The sequence below is a fragment of the Micromonospora sp. DT227 genome (assembly GCF_049841835.1).
Taxonomy (GTDB): Bacteria; Actinomycetota; Actinomycetes; order Mycobacteriales; family Micromonosporaceae; genus Micromonospora.
Genome location: NZ_JBNCLA010000001.1, coordinates 590016 through 614993, shown reverse-complemented (window position 1 = coordinate 614993; position 24978 = coordinate 590016). Strand labels below are relative to the sequence as shown.

At 72.5% G+C, this 24978-nt stretch carries 20 protein-coding genes and 1 pseudogene; 6 read left to right on the top strand and 15 right to left on the bottom strand.

What is annotated here, in order from left to right:
- Window positions 1-117: 117 nt before the first annotated feature.
- A complete protein-coding gene (locus ACLQ2W_RS03045; RefSeq protein ID WP_107157984.1) occupies window positions 118-333 on the top strand; it encodes a DUF3073 domain-containing protein in 216 nt (71 codons plus the stop codon).
- A gap of 148 nt (window positions 334-481) precedes the next feature.
- Here the strand turns inward: ACLQ2W_RS03045 and amcA are convergent, their stop codons facing one another.
- From amcA to ACLQ2W_RS03020, 5 genes are all read right to left on the bottom strand, one after another.
- Window positions 482-691 carry a multiple cyclophane-containing RiPP AmcA gene (amcA, locus tag ACLQ2W_RS03040; RefSeq protein WP_425785130.1) on the bottom strand — a complete coding sequence of 70 codons (210 nt, stop codon included), beginning with the start codon at window positions 689-691 and terminating at the stop codon, window positions 482-484.
- Window positions 672-1763: a cyclophane-forming radical SAM peptide maturase AmcB gene (amcB, locus tag ACLQ2W_RS03035; protein WP_425786000.1), complete on the bottom strand. Its 1092-nt coding sequence runs from the start codon at window positions 1761-1763 to the stop codon at window positions 672-674. Before amcB ends, amcA begins: the two co-directional genes overlap by 20 nt.
- 135 nt (window positions 1764-1898) lie before the next feature.
- Complete coding sequence (gene purM / locus ACLQ2W_RS03030) at window positions 1899-3053, bottom strand: phosphoribosylformylglycinamidine cyclo-ligase (RefSeq protein ID WP_281933554.1); 1155 nt, start codon at window positions 3051-3053, stop codon at window positions 1899-1901.
- Window positions 3054-3108: 55 nt separating this feature from the next.
- Window positions 3109-4626: an amidophosphoribosyltransferase gene (purF, locus tag ACLQ2W_RS03025; protein WP_343444139.1), complete on the bottom strand. Its 1518-nt coding sequence runs from the start codon at window positions 4624-4626 to the stop codon at window positions 3109-3111.
- Between the two features lie 168 nt (window positions 4627-4794).
- Window positions 4795-5118, bottom strand: a complete 324-nt coding sequence (locus tag ACLQ2W_RS03020) for a sterol carrier family protein (protein ID WP_425785999.1) — start codon at window positions 5116-5118, stop codon at window positions 4795-4797.
- A gap of 190 nt (window positions 5119-5308) precedes the next feature.
- Between ACLQ2W_RS03020 and ACLQ2W_RS03015 the strand changes: the two genes are divergently transcribed.
- On the top strand, window positions 5309-7579 hold the full coding sequence (locus ACLQ2W_RS03015) for a carboxypeptidase regulatory-like domain-containing protein (protein ID WP_425785129.1): 2271 nt from the start codon (window positions 5309-5311) through the stop codon (window positions 7577-7579).
- A 204-nt stretch (window positions 7580-7783) separates the two neighbouring features.
- Here the strand turns inward: ACLQ2W_RS03015 and ACLQ2W_RS03010 are convergent, their stop codons facing one another.
- The 4 genes and pseudogenes from ACLQ2W_RS03010 to purS form a co-directional block, all read right to left on the bottom strand.
- Entirely contained in the window at window positions 7784-8581 is a 798-nt protein-coding gene (locus ACLQ2W_RS03010; protein ID WP_425785128.1) for a 2-phosphosulfolactate phosphatase, read from the bottom strand.
- A gap of 484 nt (window positions 8582-9065) precedes the next feature.
- Window positions 9066-11447, bottom strand: a pseudogene (gene purL / locus ACLQ2W_RS03005) (phosphoribosylformylglycinamidine synthase subunit PurL); the annotation flags it as partial.
- Window positions 11448-11499: 52 nt separating this feature from the next.
- On the bottom strand, window positions 11500-12183 hold the full coding sequence (gene purQ, locus ACLQ2W_RS03000; RefSeq protein WP_425785127.1) for a phosphoribosylformylglycinamidine synthase subunit PurQ: 684 nt from the start codon (window positions 12181-12183) through the stop codon (window positions 11500-11502).
- Window positions 12180-12443 (bottom strand): phosphoribosylformylglycinamidine synthase subunit PurS, encoded by a 264-nt coding sequence (gene purS / locus ACLQ2W_RS02995; protein WP_281933568.1) that lies wholly within the window; start codon window positions 12441-12443, stop codon window positions 12180-12182. Before purS ends, purQ begins: the two co-directional genes overlap by 4 nt.
- A gap of 446 nt (window positions 12444-12889) precedes the next feature.
- Between purS and ACLQ2W_RS02990 the strand changes: the two genes are divergently transcribed.
- Entirely contained in the window at window positions 12890-13573 is a 684-nt protein-coding gene (locus ACLQ2W_RS02990) for a S1 family peptidase (protein ID WP_425785126.1), read from the top strand.
- Window positions 13574-13596: 23 nt separating this feature from the next.
- A complete protein-coding gene (locus ACLQ2W_RS02985; protein WP_425785125.1) occupies window positions 13597-14160 on the top strand; it encodes a YbjQ family protein in 564 nt (187 codons plus the stop codon).
- A gap of 138 nt (window positions 14161-14298) precedes the next feature.
- Here ACLQ2W_RS02985 and purB read toward each other — a convergent pair whose 3' ends face one another.
- Complete coding sequence (purB, locus tag ACLQ2W_RS02980; RefSeq protein WP_425785124.1) at window positions 14299-15723, bottom strand: adenylosuccinate lyase; 1425 nt, start codon at window positions 15721-15723, stop codon at window positions 14299-14301.
- A 162-nt stretch (window positions 15724-15885) separates the two neighbouring features.
- Here purB and ACLQ2W_RS02975 point away from each other — a divergent pair, with 162 nt between their 5' ends.
- The gene (locus ACLQ2W_RS02975; protein WP_405091914.1) at window positions 15886-16212 is read left to right on the top strand and encodes a Pepco domain-containing protein; all 327 of its coding nucleotides are present in this window, start codon (window positions 15886-15888) and stop codon (window positions 16210-16212) included.
- A gap of 5 nt (window positions 16213-16217) precedes the next feature.
- Window positions 16218-21056, top strand: a complete 4839-nt coding sequence (locus ACLQ2W_RS02970; RefSeq protein WP_425785123.1) for an HD domain-containing protein — start codon at window positions 16218-16220, stop codon at window positions 21054-21056.
- 99 nt (window positions 21057-21155) lie between these two features.
- Here ACLQ2W_RS02970 and ACLQ2W_RS02965 read toward each other — a convergent pair whose 3' ends face one another.
- The 5 genes from ACLQ2W_RS02965 to ACLQ2W_RS02945 form a co-directional block, all read right to left on the bottom strand.
- Complete coding sequence (locus ACLQ2W_RS02965) at window positions 21156-21908, bottom strand: hypothetical protein (protein WP_425785122.1); 753 nt, start codon at window positions 21906-21908, stop codon at window positions 21156-21158.
- On the bottom strand, window positions 21905-22420 hold the full coding sequence (locus tag ACLQ2W_RS02960; RefSeq protein ID WP_425785121.1) for a SigE family RNA polymerase sigma factor: 516 nt from the start codon (window positions 22418-22420) through the stop codon (window positions 21905-21907). The genes ACLQ2W_RS02965 and ACLQ2W_RS02960 overlap by 4 nt, the downstream gene beginning before the upstream one ends.
- 99 nt (window positions 22421-22519) lie before the next feature.
- Complete coding sequence (locus ACLQ2W_RS02955) at window positions 22520-22768, bottom strand: hypothetical protein (RefSeq protein ID WP_405091910.1); 249 nt, start codon at window positions 22766-22768, stop codon at window positions 22520-22522.
- 39 nt (window positions 22769-22807) lie between these two features.
- Complete coding sequence (locus ACLQ2W_RS02950) at window positions 22808-23569, bottom strand: TNT domain-containing protein (RefSeq protein ID WP_425785120.1); 762 nt, start codon at window positions 23567-23569, stop codon at window positions 22808-22810.
- Between the two features lie 94 nt (window positions 23570-23663).
- Entirely contained in the window at window positions 23664-24956 is a 1293-nt protein-coding gene (locus tag ACLQ2W_RS02945) for an acetyl-CoA C-acetyltransferase (RefSeq protein WP_425785119.1), read from the bottom strand.
- Window positions 24957-24978 lie beyond the last annotated feature (22 nt).

Below are 24978 nucleotides of genomic sequence, written 5' to 3'. Positions count from 1 at the left end.
GTGACCCGAGGTGCCGAACGGTGGCATCCCCATGTACCGTAAGAGCCACGAGAGATGCCTGACGTCATCGGGGCCCGCCTTCGGGCTGCCCCGCATTCTGTGCGAGGGGGTCGAGCCATGGGGCGCGGCCGTGCTAAGGCCAAGCAGACGAAGGTGGCCCGGGAGTTGAAGTATCACTCCCCGAACACCGACCTAACCGCCTTGCAGCGTGAACTGGCGGGTAGTGGTAAGTCTGAGCACAACTTCGACGACGACTACAAAGAGTATGTCGACGACGATGACGAGGACCACGCGGACGACGATCCGGACCCCTGGGCCCGTCCGACCCGCTGACCTCCGGTCACATCTGAGCACGCGGTAGCCCCCGCGTGCTCACGTATGTGCTCAGCCGGAGCCGACGGAGCACCGACGATCAGGGACCTGCCGCACCCGGGACGCCTCCCCGGCTGCGCCGGCAGGTCCTTGATCGCGGACCCGGCACTCAGCGCGGCCGGTTGTTCCAGTTGTAGAACGTCGGAATGTTCTCGAAGTGGTTCCACGCGCACACCGCGGTGCCGCCGTCGCCCGGCACCTCCGCCCGCAGCAGACGCGCCGCCTCCGCCTCGTGGAGCAGCGCGGTCAGCCCCGCGGCGGCGTCCCGCACCCGGCCGGCGACCGTTTCCCGGTCGGTGTCACTGGTGATCTCGGGCATGCTCCAACACTCCCTCCAGTAGGCGGATCTTGCTGTTGCGGCAGTGCTCGGTCTCCGTGCCGTCGAACCGCCCCTGCTCGAAGTAGCGGTTGGCGGCGTGGCCCCCGCCGCAGAAACCGAAGTACGGACAGGACGCCCGGCACGCCTCCACGCCGGTGAGGAACTCACCGACCCAGGGCGTCCGCCCGGCACCGGCGAGGATCTCGCCCAACGGGGTGACCAGCACGTTTCCGCTGCCGAAGTCGCCGTACCGGGGATCGGTGAAGCCGGCCAGCTCCGGCGAGAGCACCACCACCGAGCCGTCGTGGCCGACCGTCGGGATCGGGTCGAGCCGACGGGGCAGCAGATCGTCCGCGGCACCGGCCAGCACCGCGCCGGCGTACCGCAGCGACCACTCCACCTCGCGCAGGTGGATCCGGGGATCCCGACGCCAGGCGGCGACCAGCTCGGCCCAGAACCCGGTGACCGAGGCGCCGTCCCGGGCGTTCGAGCGGGTGTTGACCCCCTCGGTCTCCTCGATGTTCACGCCCAGCACCTCGCAGCCCAGGTCGAGGAAGTAGGCGTACAGCTCGGCCGCCAGGCCCGGCTCCGGTCGGGAGACCACCGCCAGGGCCGAGAACGGCAGCCCGTGCCGGCGCAACGCCGCCACCCCGGCCACGATCCGGTCGTACGCCGGCCGGCCGCCCCGGGTCACCCGCTCGGCGTTGCGCGCCCGCGGGCCGTCCACGCTCACACTCACCCGCACCCGGTGCTCGGCGAAGAACGCGCACCAGGCGTCGTCGATCAGCGTGGCGTTGGTCTGCACGTGGTGCTCGACCTCCGCCCCGAACGGGGCCAGCAGCGCGGCCAGGTGCTCCCGGCCGGCCGCGAGCGGCTCCCCGCCGTGCCAGACCACCGAGCACCGCCCCTGGACCGCCCACCGGTTCACCGACGCCGCCACCGCCTCGGCCACCGCCACCGCCATCCGCCGGTCCGCCGCGCGCAGCGGCAGGTAGCAGTAGGCGCAGTCGAGGTTGCACAACGTGGTCGGCTGCATCACCACGTACGAGGGGACGGCGGCGATGCCGCGCATCCCTCCGGGCGTGCGTGCAGCCATCGAACCTCCCCCGCGCGCCGAAAAACCGAACCTTCAGGCTAGGCGGAGGCGGCCACTCGGGTGAACCCCCGATCAGGTGCCCGGCTGATCAGCACAGGGTGACCAGCGCGATCAGCCCCGGGTGTGCTGCCCGACCATCTGCACGTTGCCGGAGCCCTCGATGATCTCGCCGGCCTGCCACGCGTCGACACCGCGACCGGTCAGGGTGGCCAGCGCCCGGTCGGCGTCCTCCGCGGCGACGATGGCGAACATGCCGACGCCCATGTTGAACGTCGACTCCATCTCCGGGTCCTCGATCCGGCCCTTGGACTGGATCAGGTCGAAGATCGGCTGCGGCTTCCAGGTCGACCGGTTGACCACCGCGTCGACGTGCTCCGGCAGCACCCGGACCAGGTTGCCCGGGATGCCGCCGCCGGTCACGTGGGCCAGCGCCCGCACCTCGGCCTCGGCGATCAGCTTGAGGCAGTCCTGCGCGTAGATCTTGGTCGGGGTGAGCAGCTCCTCGCCCAGCGTGCGCTGGCGGCCGAAGTCCTCGATCACCACGTCCAGCCGCATCCGGCCGGCGCCCAGCAGCACGTGCCGGACCAGCGAGTAGCCGTTGGAGTGCAGGCCGGAGGAACGCATGGCGATCACCACGTCGCCCACCTCGACCCGCTCCGGGCGGAGGATCTCGCTCTCCTCCACCACGCCGACGCCGGTGGCCGAGATGTCGTACTCGTCCGGGCGCAGCACGCCGGGGTGCTCGGCGGTCTCGCCACCCAGCAACGCACAGCCGGCGTACCGGCAGCCGTCGGCGATGCCGGCGCCGATCTCGGCGACCCGGTCCGGGACGACCTCGCCGGTGGCGATGTAGTCGAGCAGGAACAGCGGCTCGGCGCCGCAGGCGACCAGGTCGTCGACGACCATGGCGACCAGGTCGATGCCGACCGTGTCGTGGATGTCGAGCTGCTGGGCGATCACCAGCTTGGTGCCCACCCCGTCGGTGGAGGAGGCCAGGATCGGGCTCTTGTACTTCTTCGTGTCCAGCCGGAACAGGCCGGCGAAGCCACCCAGGTCACCCATGACCTCCGGGCGCCGGGTCTCCCGGACCTTGGACTTGAGCAGCTCGACCGCGCGGTCGCCCGCCTCGATCGACACCCCGGCGTCGGCGTACGAGACCGAGCGTTTGCGCTGCGTGCGGCCGGACCCCGCCGACCAGGGCTGGCGGTCGCCGCCGGCGCCCGTCGGGCTGGATCCTGCGCCGCTGCGCTCGGACACGTGCGTCACGGTTCTCCCCTTTGTGGTTCCGCGGGGCCGGAACGCCGGACCCGCGTCGGTGGTGCTACGGGTGATGGGTCGGTGTGGCGACGAGCGGGCCGGTGGGCTCGGCCGCCTCGGCGACGACCCGGCGGCCCACTCCTTCGAGCACGTGCTTGCCGATCAGGTTCCCGGCCGGCAGTTCGATCGGGTACTCCCCATCGAAGCACGCCCGGCAGAGTCGGGTCTTCGGCTGCTCGGTCGCCGCGATGAGACCGGGCAGCGAGACGTAGCCCAGCGTGTCGGCGCCGATCGACCGCCGGATGCCATCGTTGTCCAACCCGTTGGCCAGCAGCTCGGCCCGGGTGGCGAAGTCGATGCCGTAGAAGCAGGGCCAGCTGACCGGCGGCGAGGAGATCCGCACGTGCACCTCCAGCGCGCCCGCCTCGCGCAGCAGCCGGACGATGGCCCGCTGGGTGGTGCCCCGGACGATCGAGTCGTCCACCACCACCAGCCGCTTGCCGCGGACGTTCTGCCGCAGCGGGTTCAGCTTGAGCCGTACGCCGAGCGCGCGCAGCGTCTGCGAGGGCTGGATGAACGTGCGCCCGACGTACGGGTTCTTCATCAGGCCCTGGCCGTAGGTGATGCCGGACTCCTCGGCGTAGCCGATGGCCGCCGGGGTGCCGGACTCCGGCACCGGGATCACCAGATCCGCCTCGACCGGGTGCTCCTTGGCGAGCTGGCGGCCGATCTGCACCCGCGCCGCGTGCACGTTCCGGCCGGCGATGGTGGCGTCCGGCCGGGCGATGTAGACGTACTCGAAGAGGCAGCCCTTGGGCTCCGGCGCGGCGAACCGGCTGGAACGCAGCCCGTCCTCGTCGACGGCGATCAGCTCGCCCGGCTCCACCTCGCGGACCACGCTCGCGCCGACGATGTCCAGCGCGGCGGTCTCGCTCGCCACCACCCAGCCGCGCTCCAGCCGGCCGAGCACCAGCGGGCGCACGCCGTGCGGGTCACGCGCCGCGTAGAGCGTCGACTCGTCCATGAAGACGAAGCTGAACGCGCCGCGCAACTGCGGCAGCACCTCCAGCGCGGCCGCCTCGACCGAGAGGTCGGGCCGGCTGGCCAGCAGCATGGTGACGAGCGACGTGTCGTTGCTCGACCCGTCGGAGTCCAGACCGCGGGCGGACACCTCGCGCTGCAACTCGGCGGTGTTGACCAGGTTGCCGTTGTGGGCCAGCGCGATCGTGGTGCCGGCGCTGGTGGCCCGGATCGTCGGCTGGGCGTTCTCCCAGGTCGAGCCGCCCGTGGTCGAGTAGCGCGCGTGCCCGATCGCGACGTGCCCGCGCAGGCTGGCCAGCGTCGGCTCGTCGAACACCTGGGCGACCAGGCCGAGATCCTTGTAGACCACCACGCCGGAGCCGTCGCTGACCGCGATGCCCGCGGCCTCCTGGCCGCGGTGCTGGAGGGCGTAGAGCCCGAAATAGGTAAGGTTCGCGACTTCCTCGCCGGGCGCCCAGACACCGAAGACGCCGCACGCGTCCTGGGGGCCGGGTCGCTGGGGGTCAAGGTCGTGGCTCAGCCGGCCATCGCCTCGGGGCACCTGCCGCTCCCTCGTGCTGGGGGGTCTGGACTGGCCTGGCGGAGTCGGGGGGCAGCTCCGCACCGTGGGCCGGGACCGTCGTCGGCCACCAGTGTACGCGAACCCGCGTCGCCACCGACAGTCACGAAGCGTCCGCTGAGCGTGGTTCGGAACGCCGGTGCCGGGCGGTTAAATCGGGAGGTACGCGGAGAGGTCGGCGCGGTTGCCGGAGACCCGGACGCGACCCTCGGTGACCGCCTCCACCCAGCCGAGCCGGCCGGTGGCGATCGACAGCCAGGTGCCCGGGTCCATCTCCACCACGTTCGGCGGGGTGCCCCGGGTGTGTCGCGGCCCGGCCACGCACTGCACCGCGCCGTAGGGTGGGACGCGCACCTCCACCGATCGGCCGGGAGCGCGCTCCGTGAGGGCGGTCAAGAGCATCCGGACCGCTTCCCGGAGCACCGGCCGTTCGGGCGTACGCCCCTCGTCCAGTGCCGCCAGAGCGGTGAGCACCGAGTCGGAATAAGCGTGCGGAGAGGACACGACGGGACGATACGACCCGGCAGAAGGCGGCCCGACGCCGGCCCTGGGTAGAGATGATCCGGTCAGACAAGGCATAGTTGCCGACGGCGTAATTCGTACCGTGAGTGATCAACCCGGCCGGACCGGCCGGCGGGAAGATCAGACCCGGAAGGCGGTGGACGTGTCCACACACCGACGTGCCTGGCAGCATCGGGCCGGTGTGGTCGTAGCGCTGGTCTTCGGCGCCCTGCTCACCGTCCCCGCCACACCCGCCCTCGCGGCCGACGTCAGCGTCTCGCCGGGCTCGGTCACGCTCAACGCCGGCAGCGACACCACAGTGACCGTCCGGGTCACCCCCGGCGAGGGCGACCAGAACGCGCAGATCGGCATCACCGGCCTGCCCTCCGGCGTCAGTTGCGTCTCCGGCTGCGGCCAGGTCAACTTCGCGCCGGGCAACCCGATGCCCAAGACGCAGCTGCTCACCATCCGCGCGAACGACAACGCCGGGGACGCCAACGGCTCGGTGACCGTGCAGGTGCAGCCGGACAAGTCCGACGCGGCGACCGGCAACTTCAACCTCACCGTCAAGGGCAAGGCCGCGCCGCCGCCGCCGCAGCAGCCGCAGACCGTCAAGACGGTCTCCGGCAAGGTGGTCGACTCCAACGGTGAGCCGATCTCCGGCGCGCTCGTCATGCTGCGCGACAGCGCCGGCAAGGAACGCCGGACGAACACGAACGGCAGTGGCAACTTCAGTTTCGGCGGCTCCGCCGACAACCCGATCGCGCCGGGCCGGATCGACCTGGGCGCCTCCGCGGACGGCGCGACCCCGAGCGCCAAGTCGATCAACGCCGCCGCCGGCCAGTCCGTGACCGGCGTCCGGCTCAACGTGGCGCTCAAGGCGTCGGCCAGCCCGAGCGCGACGCCGTCGGCCAGCGAGTCCGCTCCGCCGTCCGAGGAGGTCACCGAGGAGGAGGCCACCGACGGCCCGGCGACCGAGGCCCCGGCCGCCCAGCAGCCGACCGGGGCCAGCGAGGACTCCGGCGGCTTCGGCAACTGGCTGCTGATCCTGCTCGGCGGGCTCTTCGTCGCCGTCGGCGTGGGCACCATCGTGCTGCTCTACATGCGCCGCAAGAACGACGAGGGCGACGGCGACGGTCCCGGCGGGCCGGTCGGTCCGGGCGGTCCCGGCGGCGGCGCGGCGGGCGCGGTCCCCGCGGCCCACGGTGCCTACCGGGGCGTGGACGACCAGACCCGGGTGGTCAACGGCATGGGCGCCGGGCCGGCGCCGACCATGGTCGGGGGTGCCGCGATGAGCGAGGCGCCGACCATGCTCCAGCGTCCGGTGGTGGACGACGTCCCGCCGGACCCGTACGGCGCGCCCCCCGGGCCCGCGTACGGCGTCGGGGCGGGGCAGGCCGGCTACGGCTACGGCGACGACGCGCCCGGTCAGGGCGGCTACGGCTACGGCAACGCGCCCTCCTCGGGCAGCGGCTACGGCAACGCGCCTTCCTCGGGCAGCGGCTACGGCAACGGCCCGTCCTCCGGCGCCGGCTACGGCAGCCCCGACTACGCGGCCGGTGCGGCCGGCGCGGCCGGCTACGCCGCGGCCCAGGGCGGCGGCGGGTACGCCAACGAACGTTTCGACGAGCCCACCGGCCGCTACACCGGCGACAGCACCCAGTACGCGCCGGCGGCCGACCCGTACCCGACCAGCACCTACCAGCCGGAGCAGGGTCGGGGCTACGACCAGCCCGGCCCGGGTCAGTACGGCCGGGGCGCGGAGCAGGCCGACGGCTACGGCGCCGGCGGTGGCTACGGGGCCGCGTCGGGCGGCTACGACGGCAACCCCGCCGGTGGCTACGACGGCGGCCGGCAGCCGGGCGGCTACGGCGACGCCCCGGGATACGGCGACAGCCGGCCGGGTGGCGGGTACGGTGACGCGCCCACCGGCGGCTACGGCGGTGCGCCGACGGGGGGTGGCTACGACAACGCCCCCGCCGGCGGCTACGGCGACGCCCCGGGCTCGGGATACGGCGACAGCCGGCCGGGTGGCGGCTACGGCGACGCGCCCGCCGGCGGTTACGACGGCGGCCGGCAGCAGGGCGGCTACGGCGACGCCCCGACCGGCGGCTACGGCAGCCACCAGGGTGGCGGCTACGACGGCCGGCAGCCGGGCGGCTACGACAGCGGCACGGCCGGCGCGGCCTACGGCAACGCCCCCGGTGGTTACGACGGCGGTCACCAGCAGGGCGGCTACGACCAGCAGGGCGGCTACGACCAGCGCGGCGGTTACGGCCAGCAGGGCGGATACGGTCAGGAGCCGCCGCAGCAGCGCGGTCCCGGCTACGACAACCAGGCCGGCTACCCCGACGATCCGGCGCAGTCCGGTCGAGGCCGTGCGGACGGTACGCCGGAACGGGGCGGGCGACGCCTCGACTGGCTGGACGACTGACCCGCGTTCTCCGCGCCACCCGTGGCCGTCCGGCACCCGCCGGGCGGCCACGCTCGTCAGGTCACCAGAGCGCCGGTCCATCGGCCCAAGATCTTGGTACGGCACGGCCCCTCCGGGGGCGGTCTCGTACCAAGATCTTCAGTCGTCCCGAACAGCGGGGTGCTGATCCGAGAAGCGCGAAGGTCGCCGAAGGCGAGGAAACTGTCAGGCGGGGGCGAAGTAGCCGTGGCGCAGCACCGGCACCACGTCGGAGACACCGATCTCGGCGGCGACCTCGACATCCTCGGCGAACCCGCCCTCGGCCAGCTCCCGGCCGGAGACGCAACCCCGCACCGCCGCCGGCACGTCAGGCGTGCTGGCGAGTGCCGCCAGCGCCATGGCCGCCTCCACCGAGAGGCCACCCGGCACGCCGGCCAGGGCGTCCAGCACGCAGGCGGCCCCGAGCTGGTCCTCCACGCTGGGGCGCAACGACCCGTCCGGCCAGCGCTCACCGGCGGCCACCACGCCCACGGCGGCGTCGTTCGTGCCGTACCCCTGGTGGCGGAGCCATCGCCCGACGGCGCGTGCGTTACGCAGGCACGCCGCCACCACCGGCATCCCGGTGGCGCTCGCCGCGGCGCTGATCGCCGAGCCGTTGGGCGACGGCAGCACCAGGTCGGCGACCACGGGTGCGGTCCGCAGGGCCGCCGGGGAGAGCGACCACGGATGCTCCGGGGTCGTCTGCCGGCGGCCCACCGCGGCGACGGCACCGACCCGGCGGGCGTACTCGGCCGCCTGCTCGCCCCACGGGAACGGGTGCACCCGTGAGCCCCGGCTCACCGCCACCTCCACGGCGGTGGTGAACGACAGGACGTCCACCACCACCAGGACGGCGCAGACCCGGCCGAGTTCCGCCGCTCCGGTCAGGCCCCAGTCGAATCGGGCGCCGGCGCCGGGCTGCGTGAAGACGCCCACGTTCGTGACCTCAGCGCTGGCCCGGCTCACCGGCAGCCGGGCGGGCATCGCCCGGGGTGGAGCCGGACGGCGGCCCGGTGACCTCCGCCGGGGACGCCTCGGCCCGTGCCGTGGCCGGCCCGGCCGGTTCGTCGTCGACGCGCGCCGGAGCGGACCCGCCGGACTGCGCCTCGGCCCGCGCCGGAAGCGACCCAGAGGACCCGGTGTCGCCCCGCGACGGGTCGGCGGAGTCGGTGCCGGCCGCCGTCGCGGTCGGACCGGTCGGCGCGTCCCCGGCTTCGGGCGAGCCGGCTCCCGCTTCGGGCGAGCCGGCTCCGGCCTCGGGCGAGACCTCCCGGGCCGGGGCGGACCCGGTGCCCGCGTCCGCCCGCGTCGGGCCGCCCGACGGTGCCGGCGCTTCCGCGTCCGGGGCCGTCCGGGCGATGGGCTCCGCGTCGACCCGGGCGGGATCCACCCCCACCGGCTGCTCGGCGGTGGCCGGCAGCACGGTGGTGGTGCCGGTACGGGTCGCCGCCACCTCCACCCGCGGCGCCTCGGCGTCGCCGAACAGGCGCGGCAGCGTCGCGCCGTGCGCCTCACGCAGCTCGTCCAGGCCGATCCGGAACTGGCCGCGCACCTCCAGCGCGCCACCGGCCGGGTCGGTCACGCCGATGTACTCCCACGGCACCCCACGCTCGGCGCAGAGGGCGGTGAACGCCTTCTCGTGCCCGCGCGGCACCGACACCAGCACCCGGCCGGCGGACTCGCTGAACAGGAACACGAACGGCATCGAGCCGTCGGCGAAGTGCTCCGGCAGGGTGATCCGGGCGCCGACGCCGCGACGCAGGCTGGACTCGACCAGGCTCTGCGCCAGGCCGCCGTCGGAGAGGTCGTGCGCCGAGCTGACGTGCCCCACCCGGGCCGCCTCGGCCAGCAGCTCGCCGAGCTGCCGCTCGCGGGCCAGGTCCACCTGCGGCGGGATGCCGCCCAGGTGCTCGTGGGTCACCCAGGCCCACTCCGAGCCGGACAGCTCGACGTGCGTCTCGCCCAGCAGGAAGAGCTGGTCGTGGTCGCCGGCCGGCCGCGGCACGAAGCCCATCGGCACCCGCGCGGCGACGTCGTCGAGGATGCCCAGCACGCCGACCACCGGGGTCGGGTGGATGGCCGCCGCGCCGGTCTGGTTGTAGAAGCTGACGTTGCCGCCGGTCACCGGGATGCCCAGCTCCAGGCAGCCGTCCGCCAGGCCGCGTACGGCCTCGGCGAACTGCCACATCACGCCCGGGTCCTCCGGCGAGCCGAAGTTGAGGCAGTTGGTCACCGCGATCGGCTTCGCGCCGGTCACCGCCACGTTCCGGTACGCCTCGGCCAGCGCCAGCTTCGTCCCGTGGTACGGGTCGAGGCGCGCGTACCGGCCGTTGCCGTCGACGGAGAGCGCGACGCCGAGGCCGCTGCGCTCGTCGATCCGGATCACGCCGGAGTCCTCCGGCTGGGCGAGCACGGTGTTGCCGAGCACGTACCTGTCGTACTGCTCGGTCACCCAGGTCTTGTCGGCCAGGTTGGGCGACGCGATCATGCGCAGCACGGTCTCCCGGAGCGCGTCCGGGGTGCTCGGGCGGGGCAGCGTCTCGGCCCGGTCGGCCTGGAGCAGGATCAGGTCGGCCGGCTCCCGCATCGGGCGGGCGTAGACCGGCCCGTCGTCGACGAGCGAGCCCGGCGGCACGTCCACCACGAGCTGGTCGCGCCAGGTGATGACGAGCCGGCCCGGCCGGCCGTCCGGCGACGGCGCGGTGACCTCGCCGATGGCGGTGGCCCAGACGCCCCACTTCTCGGCGGTCTTGAGCACCGCCTCCAGCTTCTCCGGCGTGACGACCAGCAGCATCCGCTCCTGGGACTCGCTGGCCAGGATCTCGTGCGGCTCCATCGAGGGCTCGCGCAGCGGCACCCGCTCCAGCCACACCCGCATGCCGGTGCCGGCGGAGGCGGCGGTCTCGGTCAGCGCGCAGGTCAGGCCGGCGCCGCCGAGGTCCTGGATGCCGACGACCAGCTCGGCGTCGTACAGCTCCAGGCACGCCTCGATGAGCAGCTTCTCCATGAACGGGTCGCCCACCTGCACGGACGGGCGGCGCTGCTCGCTGCCCTCGTCGAAGGTGGCGCTGGCCAGCACGGACACGCCGCCGATGCCGTCGCGGCCGGTCCGGGCGCCCATCAGCACCACCACGTTGCCGGGACCGGTGGCGTCCTTCTTCTGGAGCCGGTCGACCGGCAGCACGCCCAGGCAGAGCGCGTTGACCAGGGGGTTGCCCTGGTAGCAGGGGTCGAAGACCACCTCGCCGCCGATGTTGGGCAGGCCGAGGCAGTTGCCGTAGCCGCCGACGCCGGCCACCACGCCGGGCAGCACGCGGGCGGTGTCCGGGTGGTCGGCCGCGCCGAAGCGCAGCGGGTCCATCACGGCCACCGGGCGGGCGCCCATGGCGAGGATGTCGCGGACGATGCCGCCGACACCGGTCGCCGCGCCCTGGTACGGCTCGACGAAGCTCGGGTGGTTGTGCGACTCGACCTTGAAGGTCACCGCCAGCTCGTCGGAGACCCGGACCACGCCGGCGTTCTCCCCGATGCCGGCGAGCAGCCGGTCGCTCGGCGGCGCCTTCTCCCCGAACTGACGCAGGTGCACCTTGCTCGACTTGTAGGAGCAGTGCTCGCTCCACATGATCGAGTACATGGCCAGCTCGGCCTGGGTCGGCCGGCGGCCGAGGATCTGCCGGATCCGGTCGTACTCGTCGTCACGCAGGCCGAGTTCGGCGTACGGCTGAAGCTCCTCCGGCGTGCCGGCGGCCTGCGGCACGGTGTCCACGCCCGGCGCCCAGTCGTCGGTCGGGCCGGCCTGCGGCGACACGCCCTGCGGCGCCCGCAGGCCCGGATCCGGATGGGTGGTCATGACGTCTCCTTGCTGCGCTCGCCGTCGGGACGGCGGGTGAGCCGACCGATGGTCACGCCGGGGCCCCCACCAGGTGCTTGAGCACCGAGGTGAAGAAGCCGAGGCCGTCCAGGGAGGGGCCGGTGAGCGCCTCCACCGCGTGCTCGGGGTGCGGCATGATGCCGACGACGTTGCCGGCCTCGTTGGTGATCGCGGCGATGTCGCGCTGTGATCCGTTGGGGTTGCCACCGACGTACCGGGCCACGACGCGACCCTCGGCCTCCAGCCGGTCCAGCGTGGCGGTGTCGGCGACGTAGCAGCCCTCGCCGTTCTTGACCGGGACGAGCACCTCCTGGCCCGGCTGGAACGTGTTGGTCCAGGCGGTGCCGGTGGCCTCGATCCGGAGGACCTGGTCCCGGTTGCGGAAGTGCAGGTGCTGGTTGCGGGTGAGCGCCCCGGGCAACAGATGCGCCTCGCAGAGGATCTGGAAGCCGTTGCAGATGCCCAGCACCGGCAGGCCGCCACGGGCGGCGTCCACGATCGTCTCCATCACCGGCGCGAACCGGGCGATGGCGCCACAGCGCAGGTAGTCGCCGTAGGAGAAACCACCGGGCAGGACGACGGCGTCCACGCCGTGCAGGTCCGGGTCGCCGTGCCAGAGCCGGACCGGCTCGGCGCCGGCGATCCGGACGGCCCGGGCCGCGTCCCCGTCGTCGAGCGAGCCGGGGAAGGTCACCACACCGACCCGGGCGGTCACGAGTGCGCGCCCGCGGTCTCGTCGGCCTCGACCACGCGGACCGTGAAGTCCTCGATGACCGGGTTGGCGAGCAGCTTGTCGGCGATCTCGCGGGCCCGGTCCAGGTCCGGTTCGCCGGTGAACTCGATCTCGATCCGCCTGCCGATCCGGACCGAGGCGACGTCACCGACGCCGAGCCGGGGCAGTGCGTTTGCGACGGCCTGGCCCTGCGGATCGAGGATCTCGGGCTTGAGCATGACGTCGACGACGACGCGAGGCACTGGGCACTCCTGACTGTGTACGCAGTTGGGTGCCGGCCCACAAACGGCCGAGCGCAGCCAGCCTACCTGGCAGATACCGCCCGACCCGCACCGGCCGGGGCCAGTTCGAACAGTGGACGGCGGGACCGGGGAGACCGTTGCGCGTTCGTTGCGGCGTCGATACGTATTCGTTGCGCAGCGCATCCCCCCAGAGGCCCGGGCAATGGCTCTCACCAGGCGTTTCACGTCCCACCGCCGGGCCGACAGGGCCGACTTCCGACAGCGGGCCGGCGCGCCCCACACATCGATTCAACTCGATTGATATCTTGTGACGGGACTCGCCCCGACCGTAGCATGCATCGTCAGATGTCGATGCTAGTGATCGATGTCTCCCGCCGGCCCACCCCGCCCGGCGGGTACCGATCCGCGCCCGGGGATCCCGGGTGTCGCGCAGAAGGAGCCCCGACATGCGCCTCCGTCCCCTGCTCGCGGTGCTGACCACCGCGCTCGCCGGCGTGCTGGCCACCGCGTCCGGCGCCGGTGCCGCACCGGCCGGTCCGCAGCCGATCATCGGCGGCAGCACCGTCTCGTCCGCGCCGTGGGCCGCGGCCGTCTTCAGCAACGGCTCGTTCACCTGCTCCGGCAGCGTCATCGCGTCCCAGTGGGTGCTCACCGCCCGGCACTGCGTCACCGGCACCATGTCGGTCCGGGTCGGCAGCGTCTACTCCGCCTCGGGCGGCGTCACCCGCAGCGTGAGCGCCTCCTACACCCGCAACGACCTGGCGCTGCTCCGCCTCTCCAGCACGGTCAGCACCTCCGCCGTGTCGCTGGCCAGCAGCAACCCGCCGGTCGGCTCCACCAACTCGATCTACGGCTGGGGCATGACCTGCTACAGCGGCTGCGGCGCGTCGCCCCAGCTCAAGACCGCCAACGTCCAGGTGACCAGCACCAACGTCACCGACGCGTACGGCGGCCAGGCGATCCGGAGCACCCGGATCAACGGCAACGCGTGGCGGGGCGACTCGGGCGGCCCGCAGTTCTACAACGGCCGGCAGGTGGGCGTGGCCTCCACCGCCGACGGCTCCAGCATCCAGAACTACGGCAGTGTCGCGTACAACCGGTCCTGGATCACCTCCGTGGCCGGTGTCTGACGGTTGGCGTCGAAGCGGCGCGGATGGCCGGGTCCCGCCCGGCCGTCCGCGCCGCGCCGTTTTGCAGCATCCGATCGGGTGCCCACGGCACCCGAACGCCTCCGCCGGTGGCTGACAGCATCGAAACCGTGCTGGTCGTGACGACGGATCAACTGCCCGGCTACGAGATCCGCCAGATCCTCGGCGAAGTGGTCTCCTCGATGGCGAGGACCCGCAACCCGTACCGCGAGGGGGTCAAGAATCTGCGCGGTGGCGCCTACGACCCGATGGCCCCGGACAACCTCACCCGGTGGCGGACCGACTCGGTGGCCCGACTGGGTGAGGAGGCCCAGCGGCTCGGCGCGAACGCGGTGATCGGGATGCGTTTCGACAGCCGCGACTGCGGCGAGATGTGGATGGAGATCTGCGCCTACGGCACCGCCGTGATCGTCGCGCCGAAGACACCCGACGTCATGCCGCCCGACCAGCCGATGATCGCGGCCGAAACGGCCCACGACCCGGAGATCGCCAGCGCCCCCGGCGGCATCGCCGAGCCGGCCAGCGCCCCCAACCTGTCGACGGCCGCCGAAACCCCCACCGGCCCCTGACCCCGCGTCTCCCCGCCGCGCGTCTCGCCGCCGTGCGTCTCGCCGCCGTCTCGCCGCTGCTGATTCACGGAAAGTGCGGCCATCGAGCGCGAAACAGCCACTCTTTCCGTGAATCAGCGGGCACCGGAGAAGGGTGGGTCAGAGGATGGGGGGTGGGGAGTAGGCGGCGGCCTCGGGGTGGGCCTGGACGATCTTGGTGACGCGGGCGACCAGGTGGGACACCTGGGTCTCGGCGGCGCCGGTGAAGGTGTTGCGGTCGGTGACCAGCGCGTCGATGTCCGCGCGGGTCAGGTTCAGGCGGCCGTCGGCGGCCAGGCGGTCGAACAGGTCGTTCCCGGCCGCGCCCTGCTCCCGCATGGCCAGCGCCACGGCCACCGCGTGCTCCTTGATCACCTCGTGTGCGACCTCCCGGCCGACGCCCCGACGCACGGCGGCGACCAGGATCTTCGTGGTGGCCAGGAACGGCAGGAAGCGCTCCAGCTCCCGGTTGATCACGGCCGGGTACGGGCCGAACTCGTCCAGCACGGTCAGGAACGTCTGGAACAGGCCGTCGGCGGCGAAGAACGCGTCCGGCAGCGCCACCCGCCGCACCACGGAACAGGAGACGTCGCCCTCGTTCCACTGGTCACCGGCCAGCTCGCCGACCATCGACAGGTAACCCCGGATGATCACGGCGAAGCCGTTCACCCGCTCCGAGGAGCGGGTGTTCATCTTGTGCGGCATCGCGCTGGAGCCGACCTGCCCCGGCTTGAAACCCTCGGTGACCAGCTCCTGCCCGACCATCAGCCGGATCGTGGTGGCCAGCGACGACGGCGCGGCGGCCACCTGCGCCAGCGCGGAGAGCACGTCGAAGTCCAGCGAACGCGGGTAGACCTGCCCGACGCTGTCCAGCACCCGGGCGAACCCCAGGTGCCCGGCCACCCGACGCTCCAGCTCGGCCACCTTGTCGGCGTCGCCGTCGAAGAGGTCGAGCTGGTCGGCGGCCGTGCCCACCGGCCCCTTGATCCCGCGCAGCGGGTAGCGGTCGATCAGGTCCGTCAACCGCTCGTACGCGATCAGCAACTCCTCCGCGGCGGACGCGAAGCGCTTGCCCAGCGTGGTGGCCTGCGCGGCGACGTTGTGCGACCGGCCGGTCAGCACCAGGCCGGAGTATTCACCCGCGTGCCAGGCCAGCCGCGTCAGCGTGGCGACCACCCGGTCCCGGATCAGCTCCAGCGACGCCCGGATCTGGAGCTGCTCGACGTTCTCGGTGAGGTCCCGGGAGGTCATCCCCTTGTGCACGTGCTCGTGCCCGGCGAGCGCGCTGAACTCCTCGATCCGGGCCTTCACGTCGTGCCGGGTGACCCGCTCCCGAGCGGCGATCGAGGCCAGGTCGACCTCGTCGACCACCCGCTCGTACGCCTCGACCACCCCGTCCGGCACCGGCACGCCGAGGTCCCGCTGGGCCCGGAGCACCGCCAGCCAGAGCCGGCGCTCCATCCGCACCTTCTCCTCCGGCGACCAGAGGGCGACCAGCTCGGGCGAGGCGTAACGGTTCGCGAGCACGTTCGGGATCGTCGTCACGTACCGCATTCTTTCGTACGCCCCGGACGGCTGGCCATCAGGCCGGTCCCGGCGGCCGTTCCGACGGGATGTCGACGATGCGACAGTCACGCTCCGGCGCGAATTCCACGGATATGCTGTCCGCCCTCCGTCAATGATCCTCGATCCGGGAAGGCGTCCCCGATGTCCCAACCCGTAACCGATGTCGACACTCTGCCCTTTCTGGTGTCCGTGGACGTGTCGGACGACCCGGACACCATGGGGTTGTTCCGCAAGGGCGAACGCGAGGTGGCGGTCCGGAACATCCCGATCGCCGTGCTCCGGGAGAGCGTCCGGCACACGGTGGCCGCGCTGCGCACGGTCTTCGACGAGGTGACCGAGGAGACCGGGCGGCTCCGGCTCGCCGAGGCGCAGTTCAGCTTCGAGGTGTCGGCCAAGGGCGGCCTGAACCTGGTCGGCACCACCGAGATCGGCTCCAAGGGCACGGTCACGCTGACGTTCCGGGAGTAGCCGTCGTGGCCGCCTTCCGCGCTCTCCTGCTCGGCGTCGCGGAGTACGACGACCCGCAGATCGTGCCGCTGCCCTTCGTCCCGAACGACATCGGCGCGCTGAGCGTGGCCTTGGAGGAGACCGGATACCGCGTCCGAACGCTCGACGGTGGCCGGCTCAGCCGGCCGAAGATCTGCGCCGAGGTGGGCCAGTTTCTCGGCGACGCCCGCCCGAACGACAGCCTGCTCGTCTATCTCAGCGGGCACGGCGCCCACACCGAGGGCGTCGACTACCTGGTGCCGTCCGAGGCGGACCTGCGGATCCCGCTGCGGGAGTCGATGGTCCCGCTCAACTACTGGGCCGGTGCGCTGGAGCGCAGCCGCGCCGGGCAGGTGCTCTTCGTGGTGGACGCCTGCCGGGAGGGGTTCGACCAGCAGTCCATGGCGGTGGAGCTACAGCGGTGGAGCACCGGGCGAATCGACCACGTGGCGCAGCAGCGGATCGCCTTCCTGTTCGCCTGCGGGCCCGGGGAGAAGGCCCAGTTCGTTCCCGGTACCGCCGACTCCTTCAGCGTCTTCTCCCGGGCGTGGCAACAGATCCTGGTCAACGGTCAGACCGGCCACACCCTTGACGACCTCGTCGCCGCGCTCAACGAGCAGATGCGGGAGCTGGCGGCGGCCCACGGCCGGCGGGTCCAGACCGCCCACGTCGAGCCGGCCGGCGTGGAGATCACCCCCTTCCCGATCTCGTCGCGCCGGTCGACGCGGCGTTCGTTCGACTGGGTGGCCCAGGCGCAGTCCCACCGGGCCTGGGAACTGGTCACCCCGTCGCTGGTCAACGAGGAGCTTCGCGCCTCCACCGTCAGCCTGGTCGAGCACGTGGTACGCCTGCGCCGGGACGCCGCCCGGGAGTTGACGCGTGATCCGTGGCACGAGCCGGACCTCGCCACGCGCATCAGTCGTCGGGTCGAGTTCCTGACGAGCCTTCTCGCGTTTCCCGGCGCGACCCCCGACGGCGAGCTGCACCTGTCCGCGGCCGAGGCCGCGCTGCTGGTCGCCGGCCCGTACCTGTACGACACGTGGTGGGCGCTGCGCGCCGCCCGAGCCGCCCACGTCGATCCGGCCACCTGGCCCGCGCCCGAGCAGCCCGATCCCGACAGCGACTCCTACCGGCGCTTCGCACAGAGCTTTCCGCGGCTGTCGCGCCGCCTGAACAGCCAGGCGCAGCACCCGGACGTCGCCGGGCAGATCGGCTGGTGGCTGCTGCACCGCTGGATCGCCCGGCAGTCCCTGACCCACTCGTCGGACGACGACGTCGCCGAGTTGATTCCGCTCGGCGTCGCGTCACTGCACCTGTCCGCGCGGGTCTTCGAGAAACCCCGGGTGATCGAGCTGATCCGGAGCCTGCGCGGTGGTCCGGGCTTCCTCACCCGCACCGACCGGCCCGGACGGCTCCGGAGCCGCCGCACGGTCGGCGCGGGAACCGCCGACGAGCAACCGGTACGGGAGCGCCTGGTCGCCTACCTCCTGGCCGCGGGACGCGCCATGGCCATCGAGGCCCCCGCGCTACCCGAGGTGGTCGTCGAGCACATGGGGATCAGCGACCCGGTGTCACCTGACGAACTGCACGCCTCCATCGACGCAGTGGAGTGGGAATCCCGCGGGCCAGTGCGGGTACTGCGCACCACCTGCGCCCACCCGGCCATCGAGATCGCCCTGCGGGCCCACGTCGAGTTCTTCGACACGCTCCTGGTCGAGATCCAGGACGCCGCCGCCGAGGACACCCACCTCCACCCGCTCTCGGCCCTGCCGGCACACGCCTCCGCGGACCAGGTCCGCCCGAGCGAGGGACCGGACGGACGGGCCTACCAGTCCGCCGGGGTGCGGTTCCACCTCGCCGAGGACCGCATCCAGGAACTGCTCATGGGTGAGCAGCTCTACGGTGATCCGCTGCTGGCCATCAGGGAGCTCTACCAGAACGCGCTCGACGCGTGCCGCTACCGAGCCGCCCGGAACGAGTACCTCAGGCGTACCGACGGGGCCTTGCCGCCGTGGGAGGGCCGGATCGACTTCGTCCAGGGCCGGGACGAGCAGGGCCGCGCCTACCTGGAGTGCACGGACAACGGCGTGGGGATGGGGGTCCGGGAGCTGACCGACGTGTTCTCACAAGCCGGCACCCGCTTCGTCGAGACGTCCGAGTTCGTGGAGGAACAGTCGCGGTGGGCACGCCTGGCACCGCCGATCGAGTTCTTCCCGAACAGCCGCTTCGGGGTCGGCGTGCTGAGCTACTTCATGCTCGCCGACGAGATCACGGTGGAGACCTGCCGATTCGGTCAGGAGGGGCGTCCCGGCAGCCGCCTATGGGTATCCATCGCCGGACCGGGCAACCTGTTCCGGATCCGGGAGCTCGGGCCCGGCCGGAGCGCCGGTACGAGAGTCCGTCTCTACCTTCGGAAGGACACCGAGGAGCTTTCCGCGTTGGACTTCCTCCGACGGCTCCTCTGGGTGGCGGAGTTCCGGACCACCGTGACGCACGGCAGTGAGGTCGCGATGTGGGAACCGCGCGCCCTGTCGACGACCGCTCCGCTGGGCAGCGGTGCGCCGTTGGAGGTGGCCAGCGAACCACGCCGGGCGAACCCGGATCCGGTCGTGGTCAGCGCGGAGCCGCATCCGGTGTGGTGGTGTGATCGGTCGGGTGCAGTCCTGGTGGACGGCATCTGGCTGCAGGGGGCGGACGTCACCGCCGTGGTCAACCTGTCCGGCAGACAGTCGCCGCGACTCTCGGTCAACCGCACCCAGATACTCGACGACGAGTCGAAGGCGGTGATTGCGCTCCTCCACGAGGCGGCCACCGCCGCGGGCGCGGCCGACAGCCCGCTGTTCGACCACGGTTGGATCGCGGAGTTGGCCACGCACCAGCCGGCGGTGGCGGATGCGGTGTTCGAGTTGGCGCTCGACGCCGGCCGGACGACCTGGCCAGGGAGCACATTGGCGAACGAACTGCTCACCGTCGGCTGCTACCCGGGCGATACCAGATGGGACATTTTCCCGATCAGCCCGAAGGACCAAGGGCTGGAGCCCGACAGCACGACGCTCAGCCATCCAGTGGATACCTGGCGGCTGGTCGCCTGGATAGCCGCAGGCTTCCACGGCACCGAGTTGCAGGTGTCCGCCGCGCGAATCGTCCGGGCGAGGCCGAGTGACGCGATCCTCACCCACTCCAACGACGACGGAAGCTCCTGGCTCGATCCAACCCGACCGGTGCCTATCGGTCACCTCATCGCGGTGGCCGACGAGTACGGCCTCCCCCTGGAAACCATCGTCGAACGACTCGTCGCGCTCGGCTATCCGGCGCCCCACTACGAGTTGCCCGACCTGACGAATCCGACCGATCGGGTGCTGTTGAGTCAGGACCTCGACGGGAGGGCGCCCTGGTTGAGCCAGGACGACGAACTTCCGGTCGGGCATGTCGCGACGGTGGCGGCGAAGGCGGACATCGACGTCGACTCCGCTGCGGGCCGGCTCCGCCAGCTCGGCTTCGCCGTTCGCGCCGTACCGCCGGGCGGACTCGATCAGATCGACCTTCTCCTCGCCAGCCTGCACGTGAATGGTCAGCGTCCGTGGCTCCGGCCAGGCCAGACAGCTTCCGGTGGACACGTCCTCGTCGCTGCGAGTGTGGCCGGCATTCCCGCCGAGAACGTCGTCGATCGGCTGCGACGGCTCGGGTATGTCGCGGCGGTGCCACCTCCCAGCGACCTGCCTGCCGATGTGGAGATGAGACTACTTTCCTCCGCCGACGTCCCGCGGCGCCGCTGGGACGAGGCGGAGGAGTCGAAGGGACTTCTCCCTGCCGGAATCGACTGGCGCTATCGCCGGTACGCCGGTGCCTCGCTACTGGACGTGTCCGAGCCTGTCAGCTCGTATGCGCTCGTCGGGGGCGCATTGCGTAGCAGGCTGAGCCCGCGCCGGGCCGCCGAACGGTTACGGGAGCTCGGCTACCAGATAGTGGGCTGGAGATTTCCCGACGCCGTGGCCGCGGACGATCTCCGTCTCCTCAGCCGGGACCGCGACCGGCAGCGGGCGTGGCGGGATCAGGACACCGCCGTCCCGTCCTCTCATCTCCTCGTCGCGGCCCGCGCCGTCGGGCTGACTCCCGCGCAGGCGGCAGCGCGGCTGGCGGAGTACGGCTACTCGATCTCGGCACGGTCGCTCCCGGACGCCATCACCCTCACGGATCTCGCCCTGCTCAGTCGGGACCTGGACGGGAACGCGCCCTGGCTGGACGAAGAAGCCGTCGTCCCGCCCGGACACATCCTGCTCGGCGCGCGACGGACCGGGCTCACCCCGGCCCAGGTGTACGTACGACTTCAGCGCTTCGGACTCACCACCCGGGCCGACCTTCCGCCCGACGACACCACGTCGGCGGATCTGATCATCCTCAGTCTCGTGCTGGACGGCGATCCTCCCTGGCTCGCCGTGGAGAGCACGGTGCCGGTCGGCCACCTCGTCGCCGCGGCGCACCGCACGGGCCTCACCCCGACCCGGGTGGCGGAGCGGCTCCGGGAACTCGGCCACACGCCGCCCGAGCACTCCCTGCCGGACTACGTCTCGGCCGAGGACGTCGTGCTCGTCAGCGAGTCCCTTGCCAGCGAGCCACCGTGGGTGGACCCGGCTGCGCCGCTCTCTCTCGGTCGCCTCGTGCTCGCCGCCGAGGCGACCGGGCTCAACCCGGCAGGGGTGTCGCGACGACTCGACGAACTCGGCTTCCAGGGCTTCGACGAGTGGCACGTACCGCCTTCGGTCGGCCTGCCCGAAGGCGCCGTCATCCGACTCGTCCCACCGGAGGTGCCGCCGCCCCGTGCCTGAGGGACTCCGGCGCACCTCCACCTGGAACAATACGATCCTTCGCGCTGGCCTCACGAGAGCCGCCCCGGCCCGGATGAACGGGCCGGGGCGGGCGGTCGACTACAGCCGGATCGCCGGGTCCAGCGCGACGCCGATCATCTCCTCGGCCGTCAGCAGGTGCCGGTCGGCGGCCGGGTGCGTCTCGACCTGCACCCAGGTCCCGTCCGTGCGCACGACTGTCACGAACCGTTCGACGATTCGGACGACGGGCCCCGGCACGGTGCGCCGGCCCTCGAAGTCCGCCACGACCACCCGCTCGCCGTCGGGGCCGGTGAAGGATCGGCACTTCAGCGGGCCAGGGGTGCAGCGCTGCGGACCGGCGGTCTGGCCGGGCCGGGGTCGACCCACGAAGACGCCCAGGTAGGAGCGGACGTCGCCGCGCGCCGCCACGCCGACCCCGGACCAGCCGGTCATGGACTCCCACTGGAACGGCTGCACCGACCACTGGGGCGTGCCGGTGAGCGGGCCGCCCCAGGTGGCCCCGTCGGTGACCGGACCGGCACCGCGTACCCACCGCAGGTCCGGCGCCTCCCGGTCGAGCGCGGCCAGCATCGCGGAGCGGAGGCGCCCCGCGGGGTCCACCGCCGTGGCGGACGCCGCCGAGTAGGCGGGGGCGGGCCCGGTGGCCGAGCCCGGCCCGACCAGTGTGCCGGCGCCGAGCGCCAGCGCCAGCACCGCGGTCGCCGCCGAGGCCGTGTACGCGGTGGTGCGCCGTCGGCGCCGTCGGCCCTCCCGGGTCACCAGGGTGTCGACGTCCACTGCCGTCGGTGGTGCCGCGCCGATCGCCTCGTCGAAGATCTGCCGGTACGTCATCTCTGCCTCCCGCTCTCCACTGCCGAGTCCTTCGAGGCGAGCAGGCGGAGCGTCTCCAGCGCCCGGGCGGCCTGACTCTTCACGGTCCCGCTGCTGACGCCGAGCACCTGGGCGGTCTCCTCGACCGAGAGGTCGCAGTAGAACCGGAGCACCACCACCGCGCGTCGCCGCGGGGCGAGCCGCCCGAGCAGGTCGAGCAGCACCTCCCGCTCACCGACGTCCGGCTCCCCGGCAGCCAGGTCCGCCCGGTCCGGCACGTCGTCGGTGCTGCGCTCGCGCCGCCACGGCCGTCGCCGCTCGTCCAGCCAGGCGTTGGTGAGCATCCCCCGGACGTACGCGTCGAGGTTGTCCGCGTCGCGGGCCCGCCGCCAGTTCCGGTAGAGCTTGCTCAACGTGATCGACACCAGGTCGTCCGCCGTGTGCCAGTCCCGGCAGAGCAGGTACGCGGTACGGCGCAACGGCTCCAGCCGGGCGGACACGTAGTCGCGGAACTCGTCGTCGCGCCCGGTCACGGAACAGCACCCGTCGCTCGCCTCATGCCCAGGGGACGGAAGCCGGGACCGATCAGGTTGCCCGGCTCACGGATGCCGCATCAGTGCGCCCCGGACGGCTCACGGCGCGGGCCGGCCGGTGAGTGCGCGCCAGAGCCCGTCGCCCGCCTCCTCCTCGGTGTCGAAGCGCTGCCGGACGTCGTACGTCCCGCGCTCGTAGGCACCGATCTCCCAGCCGCCGGCGCGGGCCCGGCGCAGGAACCAGAAGTCGGGCGGGACCGGCACGTGTTCGTGCACGCCCTCCAGCGCGAACGCGTCCGGGGACAGCCCGGCCGCCAGCAGCGCGGCGCGTACCTGGTGCCGGTCCACGCCCGACCTCCCGTCTCGTGTCAAGGCCGTGGCCTGTGCTCACACCCCGGCGGTCAGATCCTCTTCCACCAGGAAACCGTTGTCGAGCAGCCACTGCACGGTCAGCGTGGCCCCGGCCTGCGGCAGGTACGCGGGGTTGAGCTGGAACTGGGTGCCCATGCCGGGCTGGGCGAACCACGACGCGATCGGGCCGGAGTCGACCGTGAACGGCTTGACCACGCAGTAGACGTGGTAGTTGGCCAGCGGCGCGTTCGCCGGTGTGTTCAGGCTCTGCGGGGTGAGCGCGCGCGAGCTGAACGGCGTGCCGAGCGGTGCGAGGAACGCGCCACCGGTGAAGCCGAAGCGGTCGAGCCGGTAGCCGGCCAGCAGGCTCTGCGCCTGCTTGAGCGGGCGGCCGTCGGGGGCGATGACGAACCCGTTGGCCGGCGGGTAGACGTACGCCGCCGGGGTCCCGGTGGTGTACTGCGCCAGGAACTCGCTCTCGGTCAGCGCCCCGAACCGCTGGTAGCCGGCGAGCAGCGGCCCGACCGGCGAGGCGGTGGGCAGCGTGGCCGGGCCGAGCATCGGGTTGTTGTCGTAGAACTCGGTGGTCGGCGGCGCGGTGGGCGGGGTGCCCGGCCGGCAGAGGCTCTGGGTGGGTGGGGGTTGCGGCCGTTCGGACGCGTCGCCGGCCGGGGCGAGGGCGACCGTCCGGGCGGCGAGCGTGGTGGCGGCGACCGCACCGACCGGTTGGGCGGCGCCGGGTGCGAGAACGAATGCCGCCCCGGAGACGAGGGCGAGCAACCAACGGCGTGTTTTCACCGAAAACCTCCAAATTAGGCTGGATCAGTACGATCCATCCTGAGAGGTTCTCGGCATTAATATGAGGACTTGTCCGTTTAGCTACCTGATCGAGCTAGCGCTCCAGGATGGCGGTCACGCCCTGCCCACCGGCCGCGCAGATGGAGATCAGGCCGCGTCCGCTCCCCTTCCGGTCGAGCAGCTTGGCCAGCGACGCGACGATCCGGCCACCGGTGGCGGCGAACGGGTGCCCGGCGGCCAGCGAGGAGCCGTTGACGTTCACCCTGTCCCGATCGATCGGGCCGAGCGGCGCGTCCAGGCCGAGGCGTTCCTTGCAGAACTCCGGCGACTCCCAGGCGGCCAGGGTGGCCAGCACCTGCGAGGCGAACGCCTCGTGGATCTCGTAGAAGTCGAAGTCCTGGAGCGTGAGGCCGGCCCGCGACAGCATCCGGGGCACCGCGTACGCGGGGGCCATCAGCAGCCCCTCGTCGCCGTGCACGAAGTCGACTGCGGCCGTCTCGGACCAGGCGAACCAGGCGAGCACCGGCAGGTTGTGCGCCCGCGCCCACTCCTCCGAGGCCAGCAGCACGGTCGACGCGCCGTCGGTGAGCGGCGAGGAGTTACCGGCGGTCATGGTCGCCCGGTCGGCGTCCGGGCCGGTGGTGCCGAAGATCGGCTTGAGCGAGCCGAGCTTCTCCAGGGAGGTGTCCGGGCGGAGGTTCTGGTCGCGGGTCAACCCCAGGTAGGGGGTGATCAGGTCGTCGAAGAACCCGTCCTCGTACGCGGCGGCGAGCCGCTGGTGCGAGCGGAGCGCCAACTCGTCCTGGGCGGCCCGGTCGATGTTCCAGCGCAGCGCGCTCCGGGCGGCGTGCTCGCCCATGGACAGCCCGGTACGCGGCTCGGCGTTGCGCGGGATCTCCGGCTTGAACGGCTGGAGCGGGCGCAGCTTCGTGGCCAGCTTGAGCCGCTCGCCGAGGGTCCGGGCGGAGTTGAGCTGGATCAGCGTGCGGCGCAGGTCCTCGTTGACCGCCAGCGGCGCGTCCGAGGTGGTGTCCACGCCGCCGGCCACGCCGACGTCGATCTGCCCGAGGGCGATCTTGTTGGCGACACCGATGGCGGCCTCCAGCCCGGTGCCGCACGCCTGCTGGACGTCGTACGCCGGGGTGTGCGGGTCGAGCCGGGAGCCGAGCACCACCTCACGAGTGAGGTTGAAGTCCCGGGAGTGCTTCAGCACCGCACCGGCCGCCACCTCGCCGAGCCGCTCGCCGGCCAGCCCGAACCGGGCGACCAGCCCGTCGAGCGCCGCGCCGAGCATGTCGGCGTTGGACGCGTGCGCGTAGCGCGAGTTGGACCGGGCGAAGGGGATGCGGTTGCCGCCGACCACTGCGACCCGCCGGACACTCTGCACGATCGGCCTCCTCGAAGCTGTC

What these genes read in the sequence shown, in the direction of transcription:
- ACLQ2W_RS02965 (WP_425785122.1), bottom strand. Translation starts at nt 21,908, where the DNA reads ATGACGTACCGGCAGATCTTCGACGAGGCGATCGGCGCGGCACCACCG.
- amcB (WP_425786000.1), bottom strand. Translation starts at nt 1,763, where the DNA reads ATGCGCGGCATCGCCGCCGTCCCCTCGTACGTGGTGATGCAGCCGACC.
- ACLQ2W_RS03045 (WP_107157984.1), top strand. Translation starts at nt 118, where the DNA reads ATGGGGCGCGGCCGTGCTAAGGCCAAGCAGACGAAGGTGGCCCGGGAG.
- ACLQ2W_RS02975 (WP_405091914.1), top strand. Translation starts at nt 15,886, where the DNA reads ATGTCCCAACCCGTAACCGATGTCGACACTCTGCCCTTTCTGGTGTCC.
- amcA (WP_425785130.1), bottom strand. Translation starts at nt 691, where the DNA reads ATGCCCGAGATCACCAGTGACACCGACCGGGAAACGGTCGCCGGCCGG.
- ACLQ2W_RS02985 (WP_425785125.1), top strand. Translation starts at nt 13,597, where the DNA reads ATGGCCGGGTCCCGCCCGGCCGTCCGCGCCGCGCCGTTTTGCAGCATC.
- ACLQ2W_RS02990 (WP_425785126.1), top strand. Translation starts at nt 12,890, where the DNA reads ATGCGCCTCCGTCCCCTGCTCGCGGTGCTGACCACCGCGCTCGCCGGC.
- ACLQ2W_RS03010 (WP_425785128.1), bottom strand. Translation starts at nt 8,581, where the DNA reads ATGCCCGCCCGGCTGCCGGTGAGCCGGGCCAGCGCTGAGGTCACGAAC.